The sequence below is a fragment of the Pseudomonas sp. 22072 genome, assembly GCF_052046095.1.
GTDB classification, from domain to species: domain Bacteria; phylum Pseudomonadota; class Gammaproteobacteria; order Pseudomonadales; family Pseudomonadaceae; genus Aquipseudomonas; species Aquipseudomonas paracarnis.
Genome location: NZ_JBQEQE010000021.1, coordinates 67,840 through 89,612 on the forward strand (window position 1 = coordinate 67,840; position 21,773 = coordinate 89,612).

General features: G+C 56.0%; 22 protein-coding genes. 12 read left to right on the forward strand and 10 right to left on the reverse strand.

Annotated elements, in window-relative coordinates:
- Window positions 1-45: 45 nt before the first annotated feature.
- Both ACTJLA_RS20265 and ACTJLA_RS20270 read right to left on the reverse strand, forming a co-directional pair.
- Window positions 46-1,395 carry a heavy metal sensor histidine kinase gene (locus tag ACTJLA_RS20265; RefSeq protein WP_440841985.1) on the reverse strand — a complete coding sequence of 450 codons (1,350 nt, stop codon included), beginning with the start codon at window positions 1,393-1,395 and terminating at the stop codon, window positions 46-48.
- Complete coding sequence (locus ACTJLA_RS20270; protein ID WP_020302902.1) at window positions 1,392-2,072, reverse strand: heavy metal response regulator transcription factor; 681 nt, start codon at window positions 2,070-2,072, stop codon at window positions 1,392-1,394. Before ACTJLA_RS20270 ends, ACTJLA_RS20265 begins: the two co-directional genes overlap by 4 nt.
- Window positions 2,073-2,332: 260 nt before the next feature.
- On the opposite strand from ACTJLA_RS20270, the gene copI reads away from it, so the two are divergent.
- Window positions 2,333-2,854 carry a copper-resistant cuproprotein CopI gene (copI, locus tag ACTJLA_RS20275; RefSeq protein ID WP_057975697.1) on the forward strand — a complete coding sequence of 174 codons (522 nt, stop codon included), beginning with the start codon at window positions 2,333-2,335 and terminating at the stop codon, window positions 2,852-2,854.
- 66 nt (window positions 2,855-2,920) lie between these two features.
- A complete protein-coding gene (gene queF, locus ACTJLA_RS20280; protein ID WP_020302903.1) occupies window positions 2,921-3,751 on the forward strand; it encodes an NADPH-dependent 7-cyano-7-deazaguanine reductase QueF in 831 nt (276 codons plus the stop codon).
- Between the two features lie 83 nt (window positions 3,752-3,834).
- Here queF and ACTJLA_RS20285 read toward each other — a convergent pair whose 3' ends face one another.
- Together ACTJLA_RS20285 and ACTJLA_RS20290 are read right to left on the reverse strand one after the other, a co-directional pair.
- Complete coding sequence (locus tag ACTJLA_RS20285) at window positions 3,835-4,101, reverse strand: DUF4404 family protein (RefSeq protein WP_014717525.1); 267 nt, start codon at window positions 4,099-4,101, stop codon at window positions 3,835-3,837.
- A 111-nt stretch (window positions 4,102-4,212) separates the two neighbouring features.
- Window positions 4,213-4,821 carry a hypothetical protein gene (locus ACTJLA_RS20290; RefSeq protein WP_057975700.1) on the reverse strand — a complete coding sequence of 203 codons (609 nt, stop codon included), beginning with the start codon at window positions 4,819-4,821 and terminating at the stop codon, window positions 4,213-4,215.
- A gap of 195 nt (window positions 4,822-5,016) precedes the next feature.
- Between ACTJLA_RS20290 and ACTJLA_RS20295 the strand changes: the two genes are divergently transcribed.
- On the forward strand, window positions 5,017-5,706 hold the full coding sequence (locus tag ACTJLA_RS20295; RefSeq protein ID WP_003189688.1) for an MlaA family lipoprotein: 690 nt from the start codon (window positions 5,017-5,019) through the stop codon (window positions 5,704-5,706).
- 137 nt (window positions 5,707-5,843) lie between these two features.
- Here the strand turns inward: ACTJLA_RS20295 and ACTJLA_RS20300 are convergent, their stop codons facing one another.
- Window positions 5,844-6,140: a PilZ domain-containing protein gene (locus ACTJLA_RS20300; protein WP_060764547.1), complete on the reverse strand. Its 297-nt coding sequence runs from the start codon at window positions 6,138-6,140 to the stop codon at window positions 5,844-5,846.
- Between the two features lie 276 nt (window positions 6,141-6,416).
- Between ACTJLA_RS20300 and rssB the strand changes: the two genes are divergently transcribed.
- Together rssB and rssC are read left to right on the forward strand one after the other, a co-directional pair.
- The gene (rssB, locus tag ACTJLA_RS20305; RefSeq protein ID WP_014717527.1) at window positions 6,417-7,598 is read left to right on the forward strand and encodes a two-component system response regulator RssB; all 1,182 of its coding nucleotides are present in this window, start codon (window positions 6,417-6,419) and stop codon (window positions 7,596-7,598) included.
- A complete protein-coding gene (rssC, locus tag ACTJLA_RS20310; protein ID WP_003172602.1) occupies window positions 7,598-8,080 on the forward strand; it encodes an anti-sigma factor antagonist RssC in 483 nt (160 codons plus the stop codon). The genes rssB and rssC overlap by 1 nt, the downstream gene beginning before the upstream one ends.
- Before the next feature lie 192 nt (window positions 8,081-8,272).
- Here the strand turns inward: rssC and tal are convergent, their stop codons facing one another.
- The gene (gene tal, locus ACTJLA_RS20315; RefSeq protein ID WP_019818234.1) at window positions 8,273-9,199 is read right to left on the reverse strand and encodes a transaldolase; all 927 of its coding nucleotides are present in this window, start codon (window positions 9,197-9,199) and stop codon (window positions 8,273-8,275) included.
- Window positions 9,200-9,611: 412 nt separating this feature from the next.
- Between tal and ACTJLA_RS20320 the strand changes: the two genes are divergently transcribed.
- The gene (locus ACTJLA_RS20320) at window positions 9,612-10,358 is read left to right on the forward strand and encodes a hypothetical protein (protein ID WP_054919936.1); all 747 of its coding nucleotides are present in this window, start codon (window positions 9,612-9,614) and stop codon (window positions 10,356-10,358) included.
- A gap of 134 nt (window positions 10,359-10,492) precedes the next feature.
- On the opposite strand, the gene dusA is transcribed toward ACTJLA_RS20320, so the two are convergent.
- Window positions 10,493-11,470, reverse strand: a complete 978-nt coding sequence (gene dusA / locus ACTJLA_RS20325) for a tRNA dihydrouridine(20/20a) synthase DusA (RefSeq protein WP_440841991.1) — start codon at window positions 11,468-11,470, stop codon at window positions 10,493-10,495.
- Window positions 11,471-11,643: 173 nt separating this feature from the next.
- On the opposite strand from dusA, the gene ACTJLA_RS20330 reads away from it, so the two are divergent.
- From ACTJLA_RS20330 to ACTJLA_RS20340, 3 genes are all read left to right on the forward strand, one after another.
- Window positions 11,644-11,919, forward strand: coding sequence for a BrnT family toxin (locus ACTJLA_RS20330; RefSeq protein WP_440841993.1), 276 nt, complete (start codon window positions 11,644-11,646; stop codon window positions 11,917-11,919).
- Window positions 11,897-12,205 carry a BrnA antitoxin family protein gene (locus ACTJLA_RS20335; RefSeq protein WP_440841995.1) on the forward strand — a complete coding sequence of 103 codons (309 nt, stop codon included), beginning with the start codon at window positions 11,897-11,899 and terminating at the stop codon, window positions 12,203-12,205. Before ACTJLA_RS20330 ends, ACTJLA_RS20335 begins: the two co-directional genes overlap by 23 nt.
- Window positions 12,206-12,395: 190 nt before the next feature.
- Complete coding sequence (locus ACTJLA_RS20340) at window positions 12,396-12,986, forward strand: HNH endonuclease (protein ID WP_198791501.1); 591 nt, start codon at window positions 12,396-12,398, stop codon at window positions 12,984-12,986.
- A 220-nt stretch (window positions 12,987-13,206) separates the two neighbouring features.
- Here ACTJLA_RS20340 and ACTJLA_RS20345 read toward each other — a convergent pair whose 3' ends face one another.
- Together ACTJLA_RS20345 and ACTJLA_RS20350 are read right to left on the reverse strand one after the other, a co-directional pair.
- Window positions 13,207-14,106, reverse strand: a complete 900-nt coding sequence (locus ACTJLA_RS20345) for a DUF6236 family protein (RefSeq protein WP_440841997.1) — start codon at window positions 14,104-14,106, stop codon at window positions 13,207-13,209.
- A gap of 1,322 nt (window positions 14,107-15,428) precedes the next feature.
- Window positions 15,429-16,667, reverse strand: a complete 1,239-nt coding sequence (locus ACTJLA_RS20350; protein WP_440841999.1) for a hypothetical protein — start codon at window positions 16,665-16,667, stop codon at window positions 15,429-15,431.
- Window positions 16,668-17,143: 476 nt separating this feature from the next.
- Between ACTJLA_RS20350 and ACTJLA_RS20355 the strand changes: the two genes are divergently transcribed.
- Window positions 17,144-17,509, forward strand: a complete 366-nt coding sequence (locus ACTJLA_RS20355; RefSeq protein ID WP_440842001.1) for a DUF6124 family protein — start codon at window positions 17,144-17,146, stop codon at window positions 17,507-17,509.
- 146 nt (window positions 17,510-17,655) lie between these two features.
- Entirely contained in the window at window positions 17,656-17,874 is a 219-nt protein-coding gene (locus ACTJLA_RS20360) for a hypothetical protein (RefSeq protein ID WP_078802733.1), read from the forward strand.
- A 524-nt stretch (window positions 17,875-18,398) separates the two neighbouring features.
- Here the strand turns inward: ACTJLA_RS20360 and ACTJLA_RS20365 are convergent.
- The gene (locus ACTJLA_RS20365) at window positions 18,399-19,586 is read right to left on the reverse strand and encodes an MFS transporter (protein WP_072446757.1); all 1,188 of its coding nucleotides are present in this window, start codon (window positions 19,584-19,586) and stop codon (window positions 18,399-18,401) included.
- 482 nt (window positions 19,587-20,068) lie between these two features.
- Here ACTJLA_RS20365 and mqo point away from each other — a divergent pair, with 482 nt between their 5' ends.
- Window positions 20,069-21,715, forward strand: a complete 1,647-nt coding sequence (gene mqo, locus ACTJLA_RS20370; protein WP_034126666.1) for a malate dehydrogenase (quinone) — start codon at window positions 20,069-20,071, stop codon at window positions 21,713-21,715.
- Window positions 21,716-21,773 lie beyond the last annotated feature (58 nt).

The following is a 21,773-nucleotide window of genomic DNA, read 5'->3' on the forward strand; positions in this document are numbered from 1 at the left end:
GTTCCCACGCGGAGCGTGGGAACGATCAGCAAAGCGTGGGAACGATCAGCAGTCGCCCTTGGGCAACTCAATCACAAACCTGGTCCAGCCCGCCTGCGACTCACAATAAATCCTCCCGCCATGCGCCCCTACAATCGACTGGGTAATCGCCAACCCCAGCCCCGCATGTTCACTGCTGCCTGCGCGCCTCGACGGGTCGGCTCGGTAGAACCGGTCAAACAGCCTCGGCAGTAACGACGCAGGAATGCCTTCCCCGCTGTTCTCAACCGTCAGTGTCACGCCACTCTCGATCCGCACCCGCACTTCACCGCCCGGTGGGGTAAACCGCAGCGCGTTATCCAGCAGATTCGACAAGGCCCGACGCAACATACCGCGATCGCCCATCGTCTGGGCGGTGCCTTCGCGCACCAGCGTCACCTGTGCGTCCTCCGCCAGCAGGGTAAAGAACTCCAACAGTGCGTCGACCTCATCGCCCAAATCCAGAGCTTCTCGGCTGGGCATCAGCAAGCCGTGGTCAGCTTTGGCCAGGTACAGCATGTCGTTGACCAGTTGCGCCATCCATTGCAGCTCTTCCAGGTTGCTGTGCAGCGCCTCGCGGTAATCCTCCAGCGGGCGTGGCTGGGTGAGGATGACTTGGGTCTGGGTCAGCAAGTTGGACAGCGGTGTGCGCAGTTCGTGGGCAATATCTGCGCTGAAGGCGGACAGGCGCTGGAACGCATCATCGAGGCGGGCCAGCATGGCGTTGACGGCCTGGGCCAGTTCCGCGAGCTCCACCGGCATTTGTTCTTGGGGTAAGCGTTGCGTGAGGGAGTGGGCGGAGACACTGGCGGCCACTTCGCCCATGCGCCGCAGCGGTCGCAAGCCACTGCGCGCAGCCCAGGCGCCGAGCAGGGCAGTGGCCAGGGCCGAGAGGCCGACGGTCAGCCAGATCAAGCGTTGCATGCGTTGCAGAAAGTGCTGGTGGTGGGTGATGTCGAGGATCAGGGTCAGTTGTGGCGAATCCAGTTGGCTGGGCGTCAAGGGCGCGATGAATACGCGGTAGTCGGTGCCTGCGTATTGCAGGCTGTGCAGGCCGGGCGCTTGGGGCAAGGGAAGGTGCGGCGCGCCGTCCAGCCAACGTTGACCCGCCCCGGTGATGCGCAAGGTGAGGTCGGGCTGGTGATCGAGTTCGGCGCGCAGTTGAGGGGTTCGCCGGGCGAGGTCTTCCGGTGAGGCGACACCTTGCAAGGTGCTGCGCAGGGCTACCAGTTTGCTTTCGAGCTGTTGCTGGTCCAGCTCCATGAAGTGCGCCTCGCTGGCCCGGTTGAACAACACTCCGGCGATCAACGAGACCACCGCCGTGCAGGCGGCAAACAGCAGCGCCAGGCGGCTGGTCAGGGACAGGCGCTTGATCACGTGAACCGTTCCTCCAGCACGTAACCCATGCCGCGTACGGTGTGGATCAGCTTATTGGGGAAATTGTCGTCGACTTTCAGGCGCAGGCGGCGAATGGCGACTTCGATGATGTTGGTGTCGCTGTCGAAATTCATGTCCCACACCTGGGAGGCGATCAGCGTCTTGGGCAGCACTTCGCCCTGGCGGCGTAGCAGCAGCTCCAGCAGGGCGAACTCCTTGGCGGTGAGGTCGATGCGCTGGCCACTGCGCTCGACGCGGCGGCGGATCAAGTCCAGGCTCAGGTCGGCCAGTTGCAGCGTGGTCTCCTGCGGCGTGCTGCTGCCACGGCGCAACAAGGTGCGCACCCGCGCCAGCAGTTCGGAAAAGGCGAAGGGCTTGACCAGGTAATCGTCGGCGCCCAGCTCCAGACCATGTACTCGGTCTTCTACGGCATCGCGAGCGGTGAGGAACAGCACCGGGATGTCCAGGCCGGCACTGCGCACCGCCTGCAGGATTTGCCAGCCATCGCGGCCGGGCAGCATCACATCGAGGATCAATAAGTCATAGTCGCCCGTCAGCGCCAAGTGCTGGCCACTGGTGCCGTCGGCCACCAGTTCGGTGGTAAAGCCCGCTTCGGCCAGGCCCTGGCGCAGGTAATGACCGGTTTTGGGTTGGTCTTCGACGATCAGCAGTTTCATATCGGGCTCTTGATAGGGGCTATGTAGGAGCGAGCTTGCTCGCGAAAAACGCCAACGGTAACGCGGGCTGTCAGGCTTGACGCGTTGTGCTTAAGCCCTTCGCGAGCAAGCTCGCTCCTACAAAAAACATTGGGCTTTATACCGTGCTCGTCAGGGGATGGGCGCAAGCTGACAAAGTTGTAATCTAGCAGTCAGCTGGCTGGCAGCGAGGCCATCTTAAAGTGTTGCCCAAGCTGGATACCTATTTTGGAGAGTGAAAGATGGCGTTGCGTACACCTCTGTTATTGGCAGGCTGCCTGCTGGCGTTGAGTTTCAATGCCCTGGCAGATGCGACTCACACCTACGCGTTCGGCCAGCCGGCCCCGGCGGATAAAGCCACGCGCACCGTTGAAGTCACGCTGCGGGACATTGCCTTTGAGCCCAAGTCCCTGGACGTAAAAGCCGGTGAAACCGTGCGCTTTGTGCTGGTCAACAAAGGCCAGTTGCTGCATGAGTTCAACCTGGGTGACGCGGCCATGCATGCCGCCCACCAGAAAGAGATGTTGCAGATGCAAGCCAGTGGCATGCTCACCGCCACCGGCATGGGCAAGATGGATCACAGCGCCATGGGCCACGGCGACATGGGCGGCATGAAGCACGATGATCCCAACAGTGTGTTGGTGGAGCCGGGCAAGACGGCCGAGCTGACCTGGACGTTCAAGCAGGCCACAGGCCTTGAGTTCGCCTGCAACCTGCCCGGGCATTACCAGGCGGGCATGGTCGGCAAACTGACCGTTGAGTGAGGCGTTTGTTAAGGGGGCGAGCAAAGGCTGGTAGACTGGCGCGGTTTATTTAGCCAGGTTTCCGCCATGCATCCCGCAGCCGAACATTCGCCGCTGGGCAAGTCCAGTGAATACATCAGCACCTACACGCCTTCGTTGCTGTTTCCGATTCCACGCGCCGCCAAGTGGGCCGAGCTGGGCCTGAGCGCCGAGACCCTGCCGTACAAGGGCGTGGATTTCTGGAACTGCTTCGAACTGTCCTGGTTGTTGCCCTCGGGCAAGCCGGTGGTGGCCATCGGTGAGTTCAGCATTCCGGCCGACTCGCCGAACATCATCGAGTCCAAGTCGTTCAAGCTGTACCTCAACTCGCTGAACCAGACCGCGTTTGCCGATACGTCCAGCCTTGAAGCCACCCTGCGCACCGACCTCAGCGCTGCGGCCGGCAAGCCCGTGAACGTGCGCATTCGCAGCCTGGCCGACATCGAGGCCGAAGGCGTGATGGCGTTGCCGGGCGTGTGCATTGACGGCCTGGATATCAACGTCAGCAGCTACGAACACCCGCGCCCGGAACTGCTGCGTTGCGATGATTCGCGCGTGGTGGAGGAGAGCGTGCACAGCCACCTGCTCAAATCCAACTGCCCGGTGACCAGCCAGCCTGACTGGGGCAGTGTGGTGGTGGAATACCGTGGTGCGGCGCTGGATCACGCCAGCCTGCTGGAATATATCGTCAGCTTTCGCCAGCACTCGGACTTTCATGAGCAGTGTGTGGAGCGGATCTTTCTGGACTTGCAGCGCTTGCTCAAGCCGGAGAAGTTGACGGTGTATGCACGCTATGTGCGCCGGGGTGGGTTGGATATCAACCCGTATCGCAGCACTGAGAACACCCAGTTCCTGAACGTGCGGCTGGCGCGTCAGTAAGCCTTCATACAAAAAACTGTGGGAGCTGGCTTGCCTGNCAAGCCAGCTCCCACATTTGGTTTTGTGTTTGGCTTGGGCTCGTGTTAGATGCCGATATTGCCAAGGGTCAGCACGATATTGCGCAACGTCCCGGCAATGCCTGGATGGTCCAGTTCAAAACCTTCCACTGCCCGGTTCACATCGTCAGCGATGCTGGGCGTCTGGGTGGCCGGTTCCATTTCCAACTGGACTTCGAACTTGGCGATCAACTCTTCCAATGCTTGACGTTTCTCGGCCGGCAACTCGGGATGGTTCTCCAGTTGCTCACGCACAATATCGGCCTGCTGTTGTAACTTCTCGCGATCAGGCATGACGTTCTTTCCTTTTATCGATAGGCACTGGCATAGACCGCGGCGCACGGCGAAAGGTCTACGGGCTGACCTGTAGATTAATCCACTGGGGCCAACTGTGCATGATCTCGATCAGGGCTTCTCGCCCTTGAGCTGGCGCAGGCGGATGTCGGCCAGGCAGGTGCCGAGTTCGCCGAGATGGTCGATCACCGAGTGCACGCCCAGGCCATAGAGCGCCACCGTGGCCTTGCCGCGCTTGTGTTCGCGTTGCTGCTCGGTCAGTGCCTGCCATTGCCGGGGCGACAGGCCGCAGAGCGAACCGCAGGAGGCCAGGCCGATGGTCCACAAACCGGCATTCAGGCCCGATTGCAGCAGACGCGGCTCGCCGCTGACCAGTACGCAGCCTTCCAGACGTTCGATGTTCAACTCCATCAGCGCTTGCCAGCAGGCGTGGGGCGCAGGCCAGCGAATGGAGGAGGGCGAGGCGGCCTTGAGCCAGCCAGGCAGGCCGGCGCAGAGTGGCGCGGTCACGGCGGGAGGCAGTTCGTCTAGCCAGGCGCAGGGCACGCCTTGTTCTTTGAGACTGCGCAGGATTTTCAATGCGCCTGGGGTGGCCTCGGCGTCGGCGCAAGGTGAGTCGCTGCGCGCCAGGGAACCAAAATCCACCAGGCAGCCACTCAGGCCAAATAACACGGCGGTCAATGAGGGGGCGGCGGCGACGGCAATCTCGGCGTGTGGCATCTGAACGTCCCTGAAATAGCTGCCACGCTATCGGGGCGGCATGACAAGGGGATGACACTGTCGGTATTTGTAGGAATTTTGTGCATTTTCCCTAAGACGATTCTAGGTAGCTGCCTAAATCGACACTTCCGTCATATACTGACAGCCTTATTCAGGGCATAGCGCCCATGACAGACCATTCAAGGAGCAAAAGCTATGCGCTGGAGCCAGTACTTCGCTCAGCTATCGGTGTGTGCCACCATCCTGTTGGCACCGTTCGCTGCCCAGGCGGCCTCGGAAGATGACCCATGGGAAAGCGTCAACCGCCCCATCTTCACCTTCAACGATACCGTTGACACTTATGCCCTCAAGCCAATCGCCCAAGGCTATCAGTTCGTCACCCCACAATTTGTGCAGGACGGCGTTCACAACTTCTTCCGCAACATCGGTGATGTCGGCAACCTGGCCAACAACGTGCTGCAACTCAAGCCGCACAATGCAGGCGTCGACACCGCCCGCCTGTTGGTCAACACCACATTTGGCGTACTGGGCTTTATCGACGTCGGCACCAAAATGGGGCTGCAGCGCAGCGACGAAGACTTCGGCCAGACCCTGGGCTACTGGGGCGTGGGCAGTGGGCCGTACGTGATGATCCCGTTGCTGGGCCCAAGCACCTTGCGTGATGCGCCGTCCAAATACGTCGACAGCTACACCCAACCGTACCGCTACATGAACGATATCGGCTGGCGTAACAGCACCTTCGGCCTCAACGTCGTTGACGTGCGCGCCAGCCTGCTCGACAGCGAAAAGCTGATCAGCGGCGACAAGTACACCTTCATTCGTAACGCTTACCTGCAGAACCGCGAGTTCAAGGTCAAGGACGGCAAGGTCGTTGACGACTTTTAAGCTGTGACGTTTTGAAATGAAAAAGGCGACCTTTGTAAGGTCGCCTTTTTTGTGCGCGCTGATCGTTCCCCACGCTCCGCGTGGGAATGCATCCCGTGACGCTCCGCGTCACCTTTGCGCAGGGGCTGGATGTTGCGTTAGCGCATTTTCAGAATCTTGAGGCCCAGATGCTGGTCATCGCCTACCGCCTTGGCCCACACCACCTCGGTATCCGCCTCAAGACCCCTGAGCGCGGCGTGCTCTGAATCAATGCGCACGGTCAGCAGGTCGCCCACAGTGAACTGGCGAGGTGCCTGCACCTGCATGCCGGAACTGGAGAGGTCCACGCAGGTGCCGGCAATCTCCTGCCCGGCATGGATCAAAGACACATCGGCATCTATTCGCATGCGGATGAAATCGCGTTTTTCGGCGTAGTCGCGCTCGTGTTCGCTCACAGCATCCATCCTTACTTTGCGTTGTGGTTGTGAGGGTTCTTATAACTCCCGGTGATTTGCGGTGTAAAGACGCCCGGCGACCATCGGCATGAGCTTGAAACCCCTCACGGATGGGAGTACCGTCTGCGCCTTAGAAGGGCACCTCTGCTTTACCGTTGTGCATGGGCCAAATCCCATTGCTTTGTAGGACAGAGAGGCTAGAAAGCGAATCCAGTACGTGAGCCCGGCCATTGCCGAGCCGCCTACGCCAACCTAATTCTGGCGCCGTTTGCCCACATGCAAAAAACCAGTGCCACGCTGCTGATAATCGATGACGACGAAGTAGTGCGCGCGAGCCTCGCGGCCTACTTGGAAGACAGTGGCTTCAGCGTCCTGCAGGCCAGTAATGGCCAACAGGGTCTCCAGGTATTCGAGCGCGACAAGCCCGACCTTGTGATCTGCGACCTGCGCATGCCCCAGATGGGCGGCCTGGAGCTGATTCGCCAGGTGACCGACCTTGCCCCGCAAACGCCGGTGATTGTCGTGTCCGGTGCCGGTGTCATGAACGATGCCGTTGAAGCCTTGCGCCTGGGCGCCGCCGATTACCTGATCAAGCCCCTGGAAGACCTGGCCGTGCTGGAGCACTCGGTGCGCCGCGCCCTGGACCGTGCACGCCTGCTCCTGGAAAACCAGCGCTACCGCGAAAAGCTCGAGACCGCCAACCGCGAACTCGAAGCCAGCCTGAACCTGCTGCAGGAAGACCAGAACGCCGGTCGCCAGGTGCAGATGAACATGCTGCCGGTCAGCCCCTGGACGATTGACGAGTTCAAGTTTGCCCACCAGATCATCCCGTCGTTGTACCTGTCGGGTGATTTTGTCGACTATTTCCGTGTCGATGAGCGCCGCGTGGCGTTCTACCTGGCCGACGTTTCCGGCCACGGCGCGTCTTCTGCCTTTGTTACCGTGTTGTTGAAGTTCATGACCACACGGCTGTTGTTCGAGTCCAAGCGCAACGGCACCTTGCCGGAGTTCACCCCCTCCGAGGTGCTGGGCCACATCAACCGGGGCCTGATCAGCTGCAAGCTGGGCAAGCACGTGACGATGGTCGGCGGCGTGATCGACGAAGAAACCGGTCTTTTGACCTACAGCATTGGCGGCCACCTGCCGATGCCTGTTTTGTACACTCCTGACAGTGTGCGCTACCTGGAAGGGCGTGGCCTGCCCGTAGGCTTGTTTAACGAAGCCACCTACGAAGACCACATCCTGGAACTGCCGCCGACCTTCAGCCTGACGCTGATGTCCGACGGTATTCTGGACCTTCTTCCAGAGCCTACACTCAAAGAGAAAGAAGCCGCCTTGCCCCAAAAGGTCAAGTCGGCGGGCGGCAGCCTGGATGGCCTGCGGCAGGTTTTTGGATTGGCCACGCTAGGGGAGATGCCGGATGATATCGCCCTATTGGTGTTGAGCAGGAATCTTTGATGAGTACCGGAAGAATCCAATTCGCCGAGCAAGACGGGACCTTCGTCCTGAAGTTTGTCGGTGAAGTGCGCCTGACCTTGTGTTCGGCCCTGGATGCGACGATCGAGCGGATCTTCACTGCGCTGAACTTTTCGGCGATCGTGATCGACCTGACCGAAACGCGCAGCATCGATAGCACCACCCTGGGCCTGTTGGCCAAATTGTCCATTCTGTCTCGGCAGAAGGTCGGCCTATTGCCGACCGTGGTCACCACCCACGAAGACATCACCCGTCTGTTGCAATCCATGGGCTTTGACCAGGTGTTCAACATCGTTGACCGCCCCATCCCGTGCCCTGAGTGCCTGACCGACCTGCCGTCCCAGGACCAGTCCGAGGAAGTGGTGCGGGTCAAGGTGCTGGAAGCGCACAAAATCCTGATGGGCTTGAATGAGTCCAACCGCGAAGCCTTCCACGACCTCGTCAACGCCCTCGAGCGGCACTGACAGGTTCCCTGTTGAAACACATTCCCCTGTGGGAGCTGGCTTGCCTGCGATTACGCAGTGTCAGTCGATGACGTGTTGGCTGGCCCACCGCTATCGCAGGCAAGCCAGCTCCCACATCGGACGGCGGTGACACCGACGCACAAAAAAGGGCGACACCCTCACAGGTGCCGCCCTTTTTGCCGCTATCTGCCTTTACAGCTTGGCCGACAACAACGCCTCCAGCTTCTCTTGGTCCCGAGCAAACTGACGAATCCCCTCCGCCAGCTTCTCAGTCGCCATCGCGTCCTCGTTGGACTCCCAACGGAACTGCGCTTCAGTCATATGCACACGGGCCTCACCGGCATGGCCTGGCGCCAATTTGCGCTCCAGCTTGCCTTCATCGGCTGCCAGCTTCTCCAACAGGTCCGGGCTGATGGTCAGGCGATCACAACCGGCCAGTTCCTCGATCTGGCTGAGGTTACGGAAGCTCGCACCCATCACTACTGTTTTGTAGCCGTTAGCCTTGTAGTAGTTATAGATGCGCGTCACCGACTGCACGCCCGGGTCATCGGAGCCGGTGTAGTCGTTGCCGTTGGCCTTCTTGTACCAATCGTAGATACGGCCCACGAACGGCGAAATCAAAAACACACCCGCTTCAGCACAAGCCACGGCCTGGGCAAACGAGAACAGCAGCGTCAGGTTGGTCTGGATGCCTTCTTTTTCCAGCTTCTCCGCGGCGCGGATGCCTTCCCAGGTGGAGGCGATCTTGATCAGCACGCGGTCACGGCCAACCCCAGCCTTGTCGTACAGGTCGATCAGACGGTGCGCACGCTTGAGAATCGCGGCCTCGTCGAACGACAGACGCGCATCCACCTCAGTGGAAATACGGCCCGGCACGACTTTGAGAATCTCTTGACCCACCGCCACCGCAAAGCGGTCACTGGCCAGGCCCACATCGCCGTTGCAGTCCTGCACGCACTCATCCAGCAGCTTGGCATAGCCAGGAATCGACGCAGCCTTGAGCAGCAGGGAAGGGTTGGTGGTCGCGTCTTGCGGCTTGAGCTTGGCGAGGGTGGAAAAATCGCCGGTATCGGCTACGACGGTGGTGAATTGCTTGAGTTGTTCCAGCTTGGAAGTCATGGGCGTGCTCTGTCCTGTGGGTCTAGTGACATTACCCGAGCGCTGGCAGGCGCTCAAGGGCGCAAATGCGTTAGGTCGTTTGCGAGGGCAATAACCTGGAAACGGCCGTTTGAATCACCGGCCGTGGTGCTCAATTGGAGGGCAAAATCGCAGCTAGGTTCAACTGGATTCCACCCGTCCTGCGCCACTGGTTTCAAGCCAGTTGATAGAGGAAATATCAATGTTTTGAAGTTGTGAAAAGTTTATTTTCCAGCTCTTTAGTTGTTGCTGTTTTTACTTGTGCTATACCTGACTGGCAAGCGCTAACTTGGGCCGATAAAAACTCTGATGACATAACTGTCCGCGGCGAAGTGTGTGCGTCTGTGCATTAAAATCTGCTGGTTCGTTAGTTTGAAAGCAAGGGAGAGATGTAATGAAACGGAATATATCAACACTATTCGCCGCCCTGGGTTTTATTTGTTCAACAACGGTATTTGCCGATGTGACGGTACAGCAGGCCCTCAGCGCCGGTTGTTACGATACCCAGGAAATGCGTGGCATCATTGACACTGCCAAGGCAGGTAAACCCATGGGGAGCCGCACCCTGGAAAAGGAAAACGAACTGACCTCATCCTACGGCGGCAAGATCACCGATACCAGAGTGACTGCGCCTGCCACCTGGGTATACCGCGCGTATGAGAGCGCGGACACCAACAATTGGCACGTCCAGAAACTCAAGGCCGGGGTGATCTACTCCAAAGCGCAGAACGACCTGGACAAATACCTCAGGGACGGTGGCACACCCGAAAAATACTGGGCCATCGATGGGCCTGACCTACACGCGCTGGGTTTTATCGGTGCCACCTACACGACAATGCGACTGCTCGCCTTACAGTCCAGCGACACCCCGAAAAGTCAGTTCGTGAGTTTTGCACTGGACTACGCCACCACCGGAACCTTTGGAGACGCCGTGTATGCACTGCAAGTAAACCCGAACTCACCCATTCTGGGGTTGGTTAACTGCAAAACGCCAGGCGGTGAAGTTCAATTTCAAATACTCGGCGGCACCACATTCAACACGCTTTACCGAAAAGTCAGGACCGATAAAGATTGGAAAAGGTATAACCGCGACACCGACCAATGGGTAACTGTGCCCAAAGGAACAGTGCCGGAAAACTAAGCAACAGTGCAGCAAGGGCCGGCAGCACCTGCCGCGCCCTTGCAATCACCGCTAAATATGTGGGAGCTGGCTTGCCTGCGATAGCGTCGGTAAACCCAATGAGCATCTACCTGACACTCTACCAATCACCGCCCCTACAACAACGTCCCCGCCTGATCCAGCAACGCCAACGGATCCGCCGCCTTATGAATATCCACCGACAACAACTGCCTGAACTTGCGTGCTCCTGGAAACCCCGTGCCCAACCCCAACACATGCCGAGTAATGTGATGCATCGTCCCACCACTGGCCAAATGCTCAGCAATATAAGGCCGCAACTGCGCCAACGCCTCCGCCCGGCTAATCACCGGCGCCTCACTGCCAAACAACCGCTGGTCCACCTCCGCCAACAGATACGGATTGTGATAAGCCTCCCGCCCCAGCATCACCCCATCAAACGTCTGCAAATGCTCCTGGCACTGCTCCAGCGTCTTGATCCCACCATTGAGATTAATCTCCAACTCCGGAAAGTCCCGCTTCAACTGCGCCGCCACGTCATAACGCAACGGCGGAATGTCCCGGTTCTCCTTGGGCGACAATCCCTCCAGAATCGCAATCCGCGCATGCACGGTAAAACTGGTGCAACCAGCATCCTTCACCGTCCCGACGAAATCACACAACTGGGCATAACTGTCCCGCCCATTGATGCCGATACGGTGCTTCACCGTCACCGGAATCGACACCGCATCGCGCATGGCCTTCACACAGTCCGCCACCAGGGCAGGGTGCGCCATGAGGATCGCGCCGATCATGTTGTTCTGCACCCGGTCGCTGGGGCAACCGACGTTCAGGTTCACTTCGTCGTAACCGGCGGCCTCGGCCATTCGAGCGCAGGCGGCCAGATCAGCCGGAACACTGCCGCCCAACTGCAGCGCCAGCGGGTGCTCGGCTTCGTTGTGGCGCAGGAAGCGGTCGTGATCGCCATGGAGGATAGCGCCGGTGGTGACCATCTCGGTGTAGAGCAGGGCGTGTTTGGAGAGCAGGCGTAGGAAGAACCGGCAATGGCGGTCGGTCCAGTCCATCATGGGGGCGACGGAGAAACGGCGGGAGAGCGGGGCGGTTTGTAGGGGCATGGGGGATCTGAGTTGGCGAGACGAATGGGGCGCAGTTTATCAGGGATGCTTGTCAGGTACTCGACGGGTTCTCAAGCCTAGCCAGCCAATCATCGGTGGTAACCCGAGTGCACGCTCGGTAGGCTTTCGACGCGCACCTTGTGTTGATGATTTATTGTGGCTACGATAATCAAATGCAGATTACCTACGACCCAGCCAAAGACGCTCGTAACGTTGAAGAACGTGGACTCCCGTTTGCGTTAGTACGGGACTTCGAATGGTCTACGGCCTTGGTCGTGGAAGATGATCGATTCGACTACGGTGAGTGTCGTTATCGAGCGATGGGATACATAGGGGATCGGCTGCATGTCGTAGTGTTCACCCCACGGGGTGATGCGGTTCACGTCATCAGCTTTCGTAAAGCCAACAAACGGGAGGTCAAAAATTATGACCAAGAAACCCAATCCTGAGAAGGTCGATACAGCGAACCCTGAGTGGTCGGCTGAAGACTTTGCTAAGGCCAAGCCAGCCAGCGAGGTGCTTGTGGGATTGTTTGGCAAAGCTCAGGCGAAGGAAATGCTCAAGCCCAAGCGCGGGCGGCCGAAGTCGTTAGCCACTAAAGAGCACGTTAATGTTCGTTTTGATGCTGACGTGCTGGAGCGTTTCAGGGCTTCCGGACCAGGCTGGCAAACGCGAATGAATGCCGCCTTGGCTGATTGGCTTAAGACGCATACACCGGATGAACTGAAGGCCTAAGGCAAATAAGCCGCGGATGATGCGGCTTTTTGCTGTCTTGTGATTAGCTTTTTGTCAGCGAGCGTATAAATAAAGCTGTCCGTTTTTTGCTACCTTTCGGTGTTGTTTCAACATAAATATATCTCTAGTTGGAGCTGCGCAGTACGAGGCTGGCGGGCGCAATCAATCTACGATGATCAAGGAGCGAGTTGTGAGTTGTTCGAAAATCTCTGTTATCGATAAGGAAAAGTTGATCAGGCTTAGAGATAGGCTCTATAGAGCAATTGATAACAACCGCTCAGATAGATGGTGTCTTGCGCTTTGGAGTCGGTTTATCAGAGCTAGGGATACACACCAGTGTGTCGTCTGTAATTCTGACGATCGGGTCCAAGCGCATCATATTTTTAGAAGAACATTGCTTTCGCAGGCGCGATATGAACTCGGCAACGGAATTACGCTGTGTTACGAATGCCACAAGGTTGCACACGAAGGATTTAACGGTCGGCCGGATATGACGCTACCGATAGGTGCTCAAGGGGGGGACGACCAAGACGAAATTGCCTTCTACTATCGAAAGCTGCTTGAGTCCTCAGAAGCTTTGGATTTAGACCACGATGAGTTTTTTACGTTGAGCGATGGAATACTTAGGTTTTTCGTCCGAGTACAGGGCTACGAATACCTCTATAAGGCAGTCGCTGCAAATAAAATTACTGGGTTGGTGATGGCCTATAAAATTTGGGTTCGTAGTCCAGAACAGATGGCTTTAGCCATTTTAAGGCCAAACCTTCCGGGTTATTTTTGACCTCAGGTCTGTTCCATCCTCGATCTACTGCACGGTTTACCGTTTTCTTCGTAGCATATAACAGCGTAATCGTCGCGGCATACTCTGATTCTCTGCTCTCACTACCTTCTCTTTACCGGTCCCTTTTTCGCGGTAGTACGCGATGATCCCAGTGGGTTCCTCCAAATATTAATAAATCTGTCCCCTTTTGCCCAAATATAATGCAGTAGCTCCAATCTACTTAAATTAGCTCTTTGCCTATAGAATAAGCATATCTATAAGGGCTTTTTGGGAGCTTTATTGGGCGGAAACCATAGTCAGATTTGAAGCTCAAAGTGCTTAAAACCCCCCCCGTGATTGCAGCGGCGGTTGCTGCTGGCAATCCGTAAGGCTCAGCGAGGTCCCATGCCTTTTTCGCAGCAGATAAAACCTTCAGGGGGTTTATATTCAAGGATGTTTTGAAATCAGATATATAGAATGGAATTTGGTATTCTTTACTAACTTTTAAAAGATCGGAACAGACCGTATCAATTTCAGTTATCGCCTTTCTCAAATCTTCTTCTGGAGTATCCGAATCTTTGATCTTGGCTGTTAATTGATCGATGTGGTGCCTAAAAGAGAAAAGCTCATCCTTTCTTTTTAGCTTGAATTCTAAAATGTCCGCCAATGCTACATCGTGGCGAGGTATGGGTATAGCTCTAAATAACTCTAGGCTAGCCCCCTTATCATTTTCTAATGCATCTAGATGGAGTAGTAGTCCTCTATCGCTTTGTGCCATCGTCCACTCACCAGGATGTTTCTTTTCCAAATTAATATAAGTATCGATATATCCTTTAGCTATGGATTCCGCCATGTCTCCACCTACTTTGTAGATTGGACGTGAGAGAATGCCACATTCTACAAGGTAGGAAGTTTCAGCGTTTCCATTCATGTTTACAAAATGGTTGTGAGGCCAAGCTAGTTTGTCCCAAAAAAGAAGTGAAAACCTTAGTTCGGTAGGGTCTATATGGGCCCCGCCTATCGTCATTTCTCTTCCGTTAATTATCATGGGGGAACTAATTATAATTCCTCTTTCTATTTTTTTATTGGATATACTTCCATAGTTCTTGTCGGTTTCTTTTCTACGTTTTGATTCGCCCATTTTTCTCTCCTCAGGTTGCCATCCTGTGTGTTGGCTTCACATATGCTTGTTGTCAAACTCTCTCTTGACTCAGTCAGGGTTTCTCAAGAGTTCTACGTATCTACTGCTGGCACTCGGTGACTGTGTAAGACCAAATTTTGAGTTATTAATACAGTATGCCGACTTGTCTGCAAGTATAGCGACACTAAGCTGAGTTGCTTAATTTGCTAATGCTTGCGATTGTTGTGATGTAAATCATAATTGAAGTAAACCCCTCCGTAATTCCGCATGTTGGTTTTTATAGTCAAGCCCATATTGACGAAGATTATTTCATCGACACGAGCGGCTCATTTTTTGTCGCCTAGGACAACGATGTCTTTGTAGATAGGAGCGGACATCAGTTCCGGTGTTGATCGAGTAGAGACACTCCCTGTCAATTACGATAAAGCCAGATGGTAGCAGCGTTCCTTAATTCACAACGTCATCGCTTCCACTAAGCCCTATCTTTCTATCCTGTATTCGTTACGACCAGCATAGTTCATGTTAGGGCCGCTAGCTACACGGAACAGCTACTGGTTACGAAAGGGGGCCATCTTGGTGCGCAAACGATCTGGTTTGGTTCGTCCAGTACTGGCGCGCGCCGTCGTCCCCCACCTCGCCTGCGGACTAAATGGGTGGTTTTTTCTGCGGCCCTGCGGACAGCTCAACGCGGCACCGGCCGGGGGGCTGCTCGGGGTTGTAGGACGGTCAAGAGCCTGCGGAACCCTGCACCGAGGGGGCATTTCGTTGAAGGCGTCTAGAGGCTCTGCTGTTGAGGGGGAGGGGGGAGGTTTCAAAAAGAGTAATTTCAGTGATCTCCCCACATAAACGGTCTGGAGGCGACGTATTCCGTGGGTGTTGAGATTACAAAAAGGAGTAACAGAGAAGTAATGGAAAAGGTAATTTTACGTCAACCTATTGATTTTAAAGGGTTTTATGAAAGTAGAGAATTACGTTTATAAAGGGTAATCAGATTACTTCAATATTACTTAAAAATTACCTTTTGCTCTAAACCTAAAATCCTTTGATTTCAACGGCTTGAGCGTAAAAAAGGCTCAAGATTACTTATGTTACTCTTTTTTTTGCCCCCCTCCAGACCCCAAACATCAGGCCCCTATACGACGCGTGATGCGCACGCGTATAGAGGTGCACGCAGATGCTTGTGGGGATTGCCGTGAGAATTCCTCGCGCGACTGGTACCGCTGGAGCGCTGGTATTCGTGAGTCTCTGCTAAGAGATCTAGCGGGCGCGTACTATCGAATTCCTGATTCTGGCTTTGTTTGTTAAGGGTAGTGTTGTCTATTTCAAAATTGACGCTGTGCTGTAGCGAATATCACTCGTTCAGCAAAAAATTTAACAATAGGTATATACCTAACTACTAAATCCTCAGATTCGGAAAGCGGTAGGAAGCAATCTTCTCTCGAGTATCTATCACTCGAGTGTACGAGCGCATTTCGAATGTGTTTTATTATTGCGGAAGCACTATTTAAAGCATGCCCCTTCTCTAAGTTGAATGAGAATTTTTCGCCAAAAATGGGTGCTTTAAATTTTGTGAAGATCGGTTCACCGGCCGATTTCTCAGTCCTTGCCACGAATTCGACAAACTCTTCCTCTGCAACATACTTTCTTAATACTGCAAGAAGCATCTCCTTTTCACTCGACGTGTTGTCGTTTCGCTTGATTGCCGCTAAAAGACGAGTAACATTTTCATAAGTTGATCGAAAGTTAGGGTTGTTTAGTTGGGTGCAAACAGCGTTAAATAATGACTCGTCAGCTACTCTAAGGAAATGGAATTCGAGAATATGATAATAGGCAATGAAAGCCTGACTTGGAAATTGACTGCTTTTCGCTACCTTATAGAAGGTCACCGCGGCATCATCATAGCTTGCTCGCGGTATCTCTAACGGGTCATCAGTCTTTTCGACTGCCTGAGGATACTTCAATCTTTTTGATTTTATTTCATGGCTTAACTCCCAGCTTTCGTCTTTTTTATAGACTAAGGAAAATAAGCAGGCTTTGATAGGCTGTATCGAAGCTTCATAAATGCTTTGATTGGTTGGCTTTCGCTTTGCAGAATATTTTATAGTGTGAAGTCTATATAGTAATTCATCAAATCTAATAGAAAGCTGTTTTCGTGTTCCTGTTCTTCTTGATGCGCGACTAGTCAATCTTTGCTTTATTATGTCAAATGCATCTTCGTATCGCTTAGACTCGAAGTGGGCAAGAAAATAATTTTGAGTAGCTAGACTAAGCTCTACTGTATTTCCTTTGATGTCATTAAATTTATGCTCAACCTGGTAGTAGAAACCAGGGTCAAGCCTTGCGACAAGAAGCTCTACCGATCGATTGGATGTTAGCATTCTCCGTTCAACGTCAAAATTAAACTGTCTCGCTTTGTAAAAGCACGTGATGGAGTTTTCCCATTCCTCATCGAATTTTATTGTCGTCTCAGTGTCATCTAGCGTTAACACTATGCATTTTTCATCGATTTCGGCCGAACAGCCCAGGCTAATTAATCGATTAGCGATATTTTCGAGACTCATGCACGTCATCCTTGGGTAAAGCGGTCAAGCATAGCAGTGTGCCGCTGCCGCCGGCTATTAAAGGCCGGGCCTTCGATTCTGGAAGAGTAGTGGTACGAAAATGGTACGAGGTTTTCTGAGCAGCTCTAGAAGTCTTGATCTACAAGGGCTGTAGGATTAGTAGTTCCAGTCCATCATGGGGGCGACGGAGAAGCGGCGGGAGAGTGGGGCGGTTTGTAGGGACATGGGGGATCTGAGTCAGCGAGGCGAATGGCGCGCAGTTTATCAGGGATGGCTCTCGGGTGTTGGGGGGGGAAGGCGTACGCTGCGCATCTCAGGCCCACGATCCCCTACGGAAATTTCCCACGATTTTCTCGGCTTGCCCCTCAGATCACCCGTAGTTAACCTCCTCAAGCCGTTACAAACCCAGCGGCCGGAGGTGGAAGTCCGTATTGCTAAGGCGTTTTTAACTCCCGAAAATCTTTGGAGCTTCGCCCATGCACAACAACACACGCAGTTCTTCACTTGATCAAAGCGTGTCGCCCGTCGGCCCCAAGCTTCAAGCCGCAGCCCAGCGCGCAATCAACCATCACTTGCCCCCATCCGACGACGCTGCGCCCACCGAGCGCCCAAGCGAAAACCTATTCATCGTCAACCCCTCCATCGACTCCGAAACCCTCCTGGCCAACGCCGCCGAAAACCTGGCATCCGCCAACGAAATGGCCGCCACCTTGGCTTTTGACCTCGACGACTCCCAGCGCGCCATCGCCTTGGGCATCCAGCAGTTAATCGAGTTGAGTTCGCTGCTCGTTGACCGAGCTCAGGAGCAAGTTGCGCCTGTAACCGCCCCAGTCAAAGCCTGACAACCAACCCTGCCGCCTTACCCAAGGCGGCAACCTGAACTCATGCTGTCACCCAGCAAAGTTTCATAATTCCCTGCGCCGTTGAGGTCTACGATCCCCTACTGAGAGAGGCCCCCAGCGCCTCCAGCCCACAGGGAATTGAGACCATGATTTCGAACCTCGTCAAAGTTGTGATGATCGCCGGCGCTTTGCTGGTGAGTGCTTGTTCATCTTCACCGAGCGTGAACAGTGACCCGTGCTTTTCAGGTGGATGCCAGGCGTTTGGGGACCACAGCCCCAGCAAAGCCGCCAAGATGAATTTTGGTGGCAGTGGGTTGGGGAGTAGTTATGGGGAGTATGGTTCGGGGTTGTTGCATGATGATTGATGGGGTGGTGGGGCGAGAGTGTTTCGCTTGCTTTGCTGCTTTGCAAAGTGAGCAGCCGTTGGGGTGGAACGCTAAGTAGCCGTTGCCTGAGTAACGGATAGGTACGCGGTCTGATCCCGCATTTTCGTCGGCTGTCGGGCCGTCTTCGCGAGCAAGCCCGCTCCCACAGTTGGAGCGTGGGAGTCAGGGATATAAGCGTCGGATGTCAGGGCGTCACGGGAGCAAGCTCCCTCGCCACAGGTGCAGCGTCGTGCCGAAGTTGTGTAGATATTTATGCTGCGATGGCGGTGGGTCAGTTAATTCATCTGTCACAGATACATCGCTATCGCAGGCAAGCCAGCTCCCACAGTGGCCATGTAGCGCCCACAAAATCAGCGCCCGGCCTAGATCCCTGTGGGAGCGGGCTTGCTCGCGAAGGCGGCGTGTCAGTCACTGAATCTATAACTGAACCACTGCTTTCCCAGGCAAGCCAGCTCCACACATTGGTATTGTGTTCGCTTAGCTGATCGGTATTAGGCAAGCCGTTAATGGCCGCCTTTCATACGCCGGGCAATCAGGTAGAGGCCCAGCCCCACCAGCGCTGTAGCAGCACCGATGTAGCCAGTACTGGTCCACCCCAACCCCGCCGTAATCGCCATCCCCCCAAACCACGGTCCCAGCGCATTCGCCAGGTTAAACGCCGCATGGTTGGACGCTGCCGCCAAGCTCGGCGCTTCGTGGGCGATGTCCATCAAGCGAATCTGCAACGGCGCCGCCAATGCGACCATGGTGCCCACCAGCCCCATGCTCAGCAGCACGCCCCACAGCGAAGACGCAGCGAAGGGGAAGAACAACAACACCGCCATCGACCATACCAATATCAAACCCACCGCCCGAAACTGCATGCGATCAAACAGCTTGCCACCGGCAATGTTGCCGATGATGCCGCCCACGCCAAATGCCGCGAGGCCGAAGGGGATCCACTGCGGCGAGACTTTGGTCACTTCCAGCATGGTCGGCGCCAGGTAGCTGAATACGCAGAACATCCCGGCAAAGCCAATCGCGCCGATGGACAGGGCCATCCACACCTGGGGTTTGGTGAAGGCGCGCAGTTCTTTGCGTGGATCGCTGCGTTGTTCGTCGTGGCGGTGGGGCACGAATTGCCAGACCAGGGCGATGGTGAGCAGGGCGATCACGCTGACCAGGGCGAATGCCGAGCGCCAGCCCAGGTGTTGGCCGAGGAAGGTGGCGATGGGGTTGCCGAGCAGCATGGCCAGGGTCAGGCCCATCATCACGCGGGCTACGGCGCCGGCGCGTTTGTCGGTGGGCACCATGCTGGAGGCGACCACGGCGGCGATGCCGAAGTAGGCGCCGTGGGGCAGGCCGCTGATAAAGCGGAAGGCCACCAGCGAGCCGAAGGTGGGGGTGAAGGCGGTGGCGAAGTTGCCCAGGGCGTACAGGCCCATCAGCAACAGCAGCATGTGTTTGCGCAGCAGCTTGGCGCCGAGGATGGCCAGCAGTGGGGCGCCGACCATGACGCCCAGGGCGTAGGCGCTGATTGCGTGGCCCACCTGGGGTTCGCTCAGGCCCAGGTTCTGGGCGATGTCGGGCATCAGGCCCATGATGGCGAATTCGCCGGTGCCGATCGCGAAGGCGCCCACGGCCATGGCCGCTTCCATTTTGGCGGCGCTGCGCGCGGGCAGTACCTGCCCGGGTGTTTGCTGGATAGTCATGGGTAACTCTGTGTGAAAGGTGTGCACGAAGGACAGTCGCCGATGCTACGCAAGCCGCGACGAAGGTGTCTAGAACCGCCATTTTCGGCAGAGTTCCACGCCTGTGACCGCAGGTCGCGGCTGCCAGGCTTGACAGGGGCGCATTAAAACCCGCGATTTAGGCCTGTCAATTGGCCAAACGGCGCATAAACGCTGTTTAGCGTGATATTCTGCGCGCCGTCTTGGGCTAGTCTTTCCCTGGTGCGTACACCCGTATACGTCCCAGCGGTTGGCTGTCGCCCAGGTAGCTGAAGCCAATAATGATAAGAAGTCAGCGCAGAAGGGACATAACAGTGAGGTCGATCTATCGGCCTTGTGTGCCCACCCTGCAGCCTTTATGTGACTGTGCAGACCCCGCGGTACGTTGCCTGACGTAGCGTGAACGAGGGTTACTCATGATCGGGGGCGGTAGGGCGGATGGCGTTTTATCATAGGTGCTACTGATGTTTAAAAAAGTAAACACTGCCCTGCTGGGGCTGGCTTTGTCGATGGGGATCACGTCCGTTCACGCGGAAGAGGCAAAGAAAGTCGATGTGCTGCTGATCGGCGGCGGCATCATGAGTGCAACCCTGGGTGTCTGGCTCAATGAGCTGGAACCGGATTGGTCGATGGAGATGGTCGAGCGCCTCGATGGCGTGGCCGAAGAAAGCTCCAACGGCTGGAACAACGCCGGTACCGGTCACTCGGCCCTGGCTGAGCTGAACTACACCCCGGAAGACAAGAACGGCAACGTTGAGATCCCGAAAGCGGTCGAGATCAACGAAGCGTTCCAGATCTCCCGTCAGTTCTGGTCCTGGCAGGTTCAGCAGGGCGTGTTGAAGAACCCGCGTTCGTTCATCAACTCCACTCCGCACATGAGCTTTGTGTGGGGCGATGACAACATCAAGTTCCTGAAAAAACGCTACGAAGCCCTGAAGGCCAGCCCGCTGTTCGCCGGCATGCAGTACTCCGAAGACCCGGCGCAGATCGCCAAGTGGGTTCCGTTGATGATGGAAGGGCGTGACCCGAGCCAGAAAATCGCGGCCACCTGGAGCCCGATCGGCACCGACGTAAACTTCGGCGAGATCACCCGCCAGTTCGTCGCCCACCTGCAAACCACGCCGAAGTTTGACTTGAAGCTGTCGAGCGAAGTGCAGGACATCACTAAGAACGCCGACGGTTCGTGGCGCGTGAGCTACAAAAACCTCAAAGACGGCACCAAGACTGAAACCGACGCCAAGTTCGTGTTCATCGGCGCCGGCGGCGGTGCCCTGCACTTGCTGCAGAAGTCGGGCATTCCTGAAGGCAAGGAATACGCAGGCTTCCCAGTCGGTGGTTCGTTCCTGGTGACCGAGAACCCGACCATCGCCGAGCAGCACCTGGCCAAGGCCTACGGTAAGGCTTCGGTAGGTTCGCCACCGATGTCGGTTCCGCACCTGGACACCCGCGTGCTGGATGGCAAGCGTGTGATTCTATTTGGCCCATTCGCCACCTTCTCGACCAAGTTCCTGAAAGAAGGCTCGTACCTGGACCTGCTGACCAGCACCACCACCCACAACATCTGGCCTATGACCAAAGTCGGTATTCGTGAATACCCACTGGTCGAGTACCTCGCTGGCCAACTGATGCTGTCTGATGATGACCGTTTCAAGGCGCTGCAAGAGTACTTCCCGAACGCCAAGCAGTCCGACTGGCGCCTGTGGCAAGCCGGCCAGCGCGTGCAGATCATCAAGCGTGACGAAGAGCAAGGCGGCGTGCTGAAGCTCGGTACCGAAGTGGTCAGCTCTGCCGACAACACCATCGCCGGCCTGTTGGGTGCATCGCCAGGCGCGTCCACCGCGGCTCCGATCATGCTGACCGTGCTGCAAAAAGTGTTCAAGGACAAGGTAGCAAGCCCGGCCTGGCAGGAAAAACTGCACCAGATCGTGCCAAGCTACGGCACCAAGCTGAACGACAGCCCTGAAGCGGTTGCCAAGGAATGGGCCTACACTGCCGGTGTGCTGCAACTGACACCACCGCCAGCGATCCCGCAATTGGCCGCTCCACAGGCTACCGAGGCTGCCAAGCCTGCGGCTGAGCCAAGCAAGCCGGTTTCTGACCTGGCGCTGTAAGCCTCACCCACGAAAAAGCCCGCTGAACCGGTGACGGTCAGCGGGCTTTTTTGTGGGG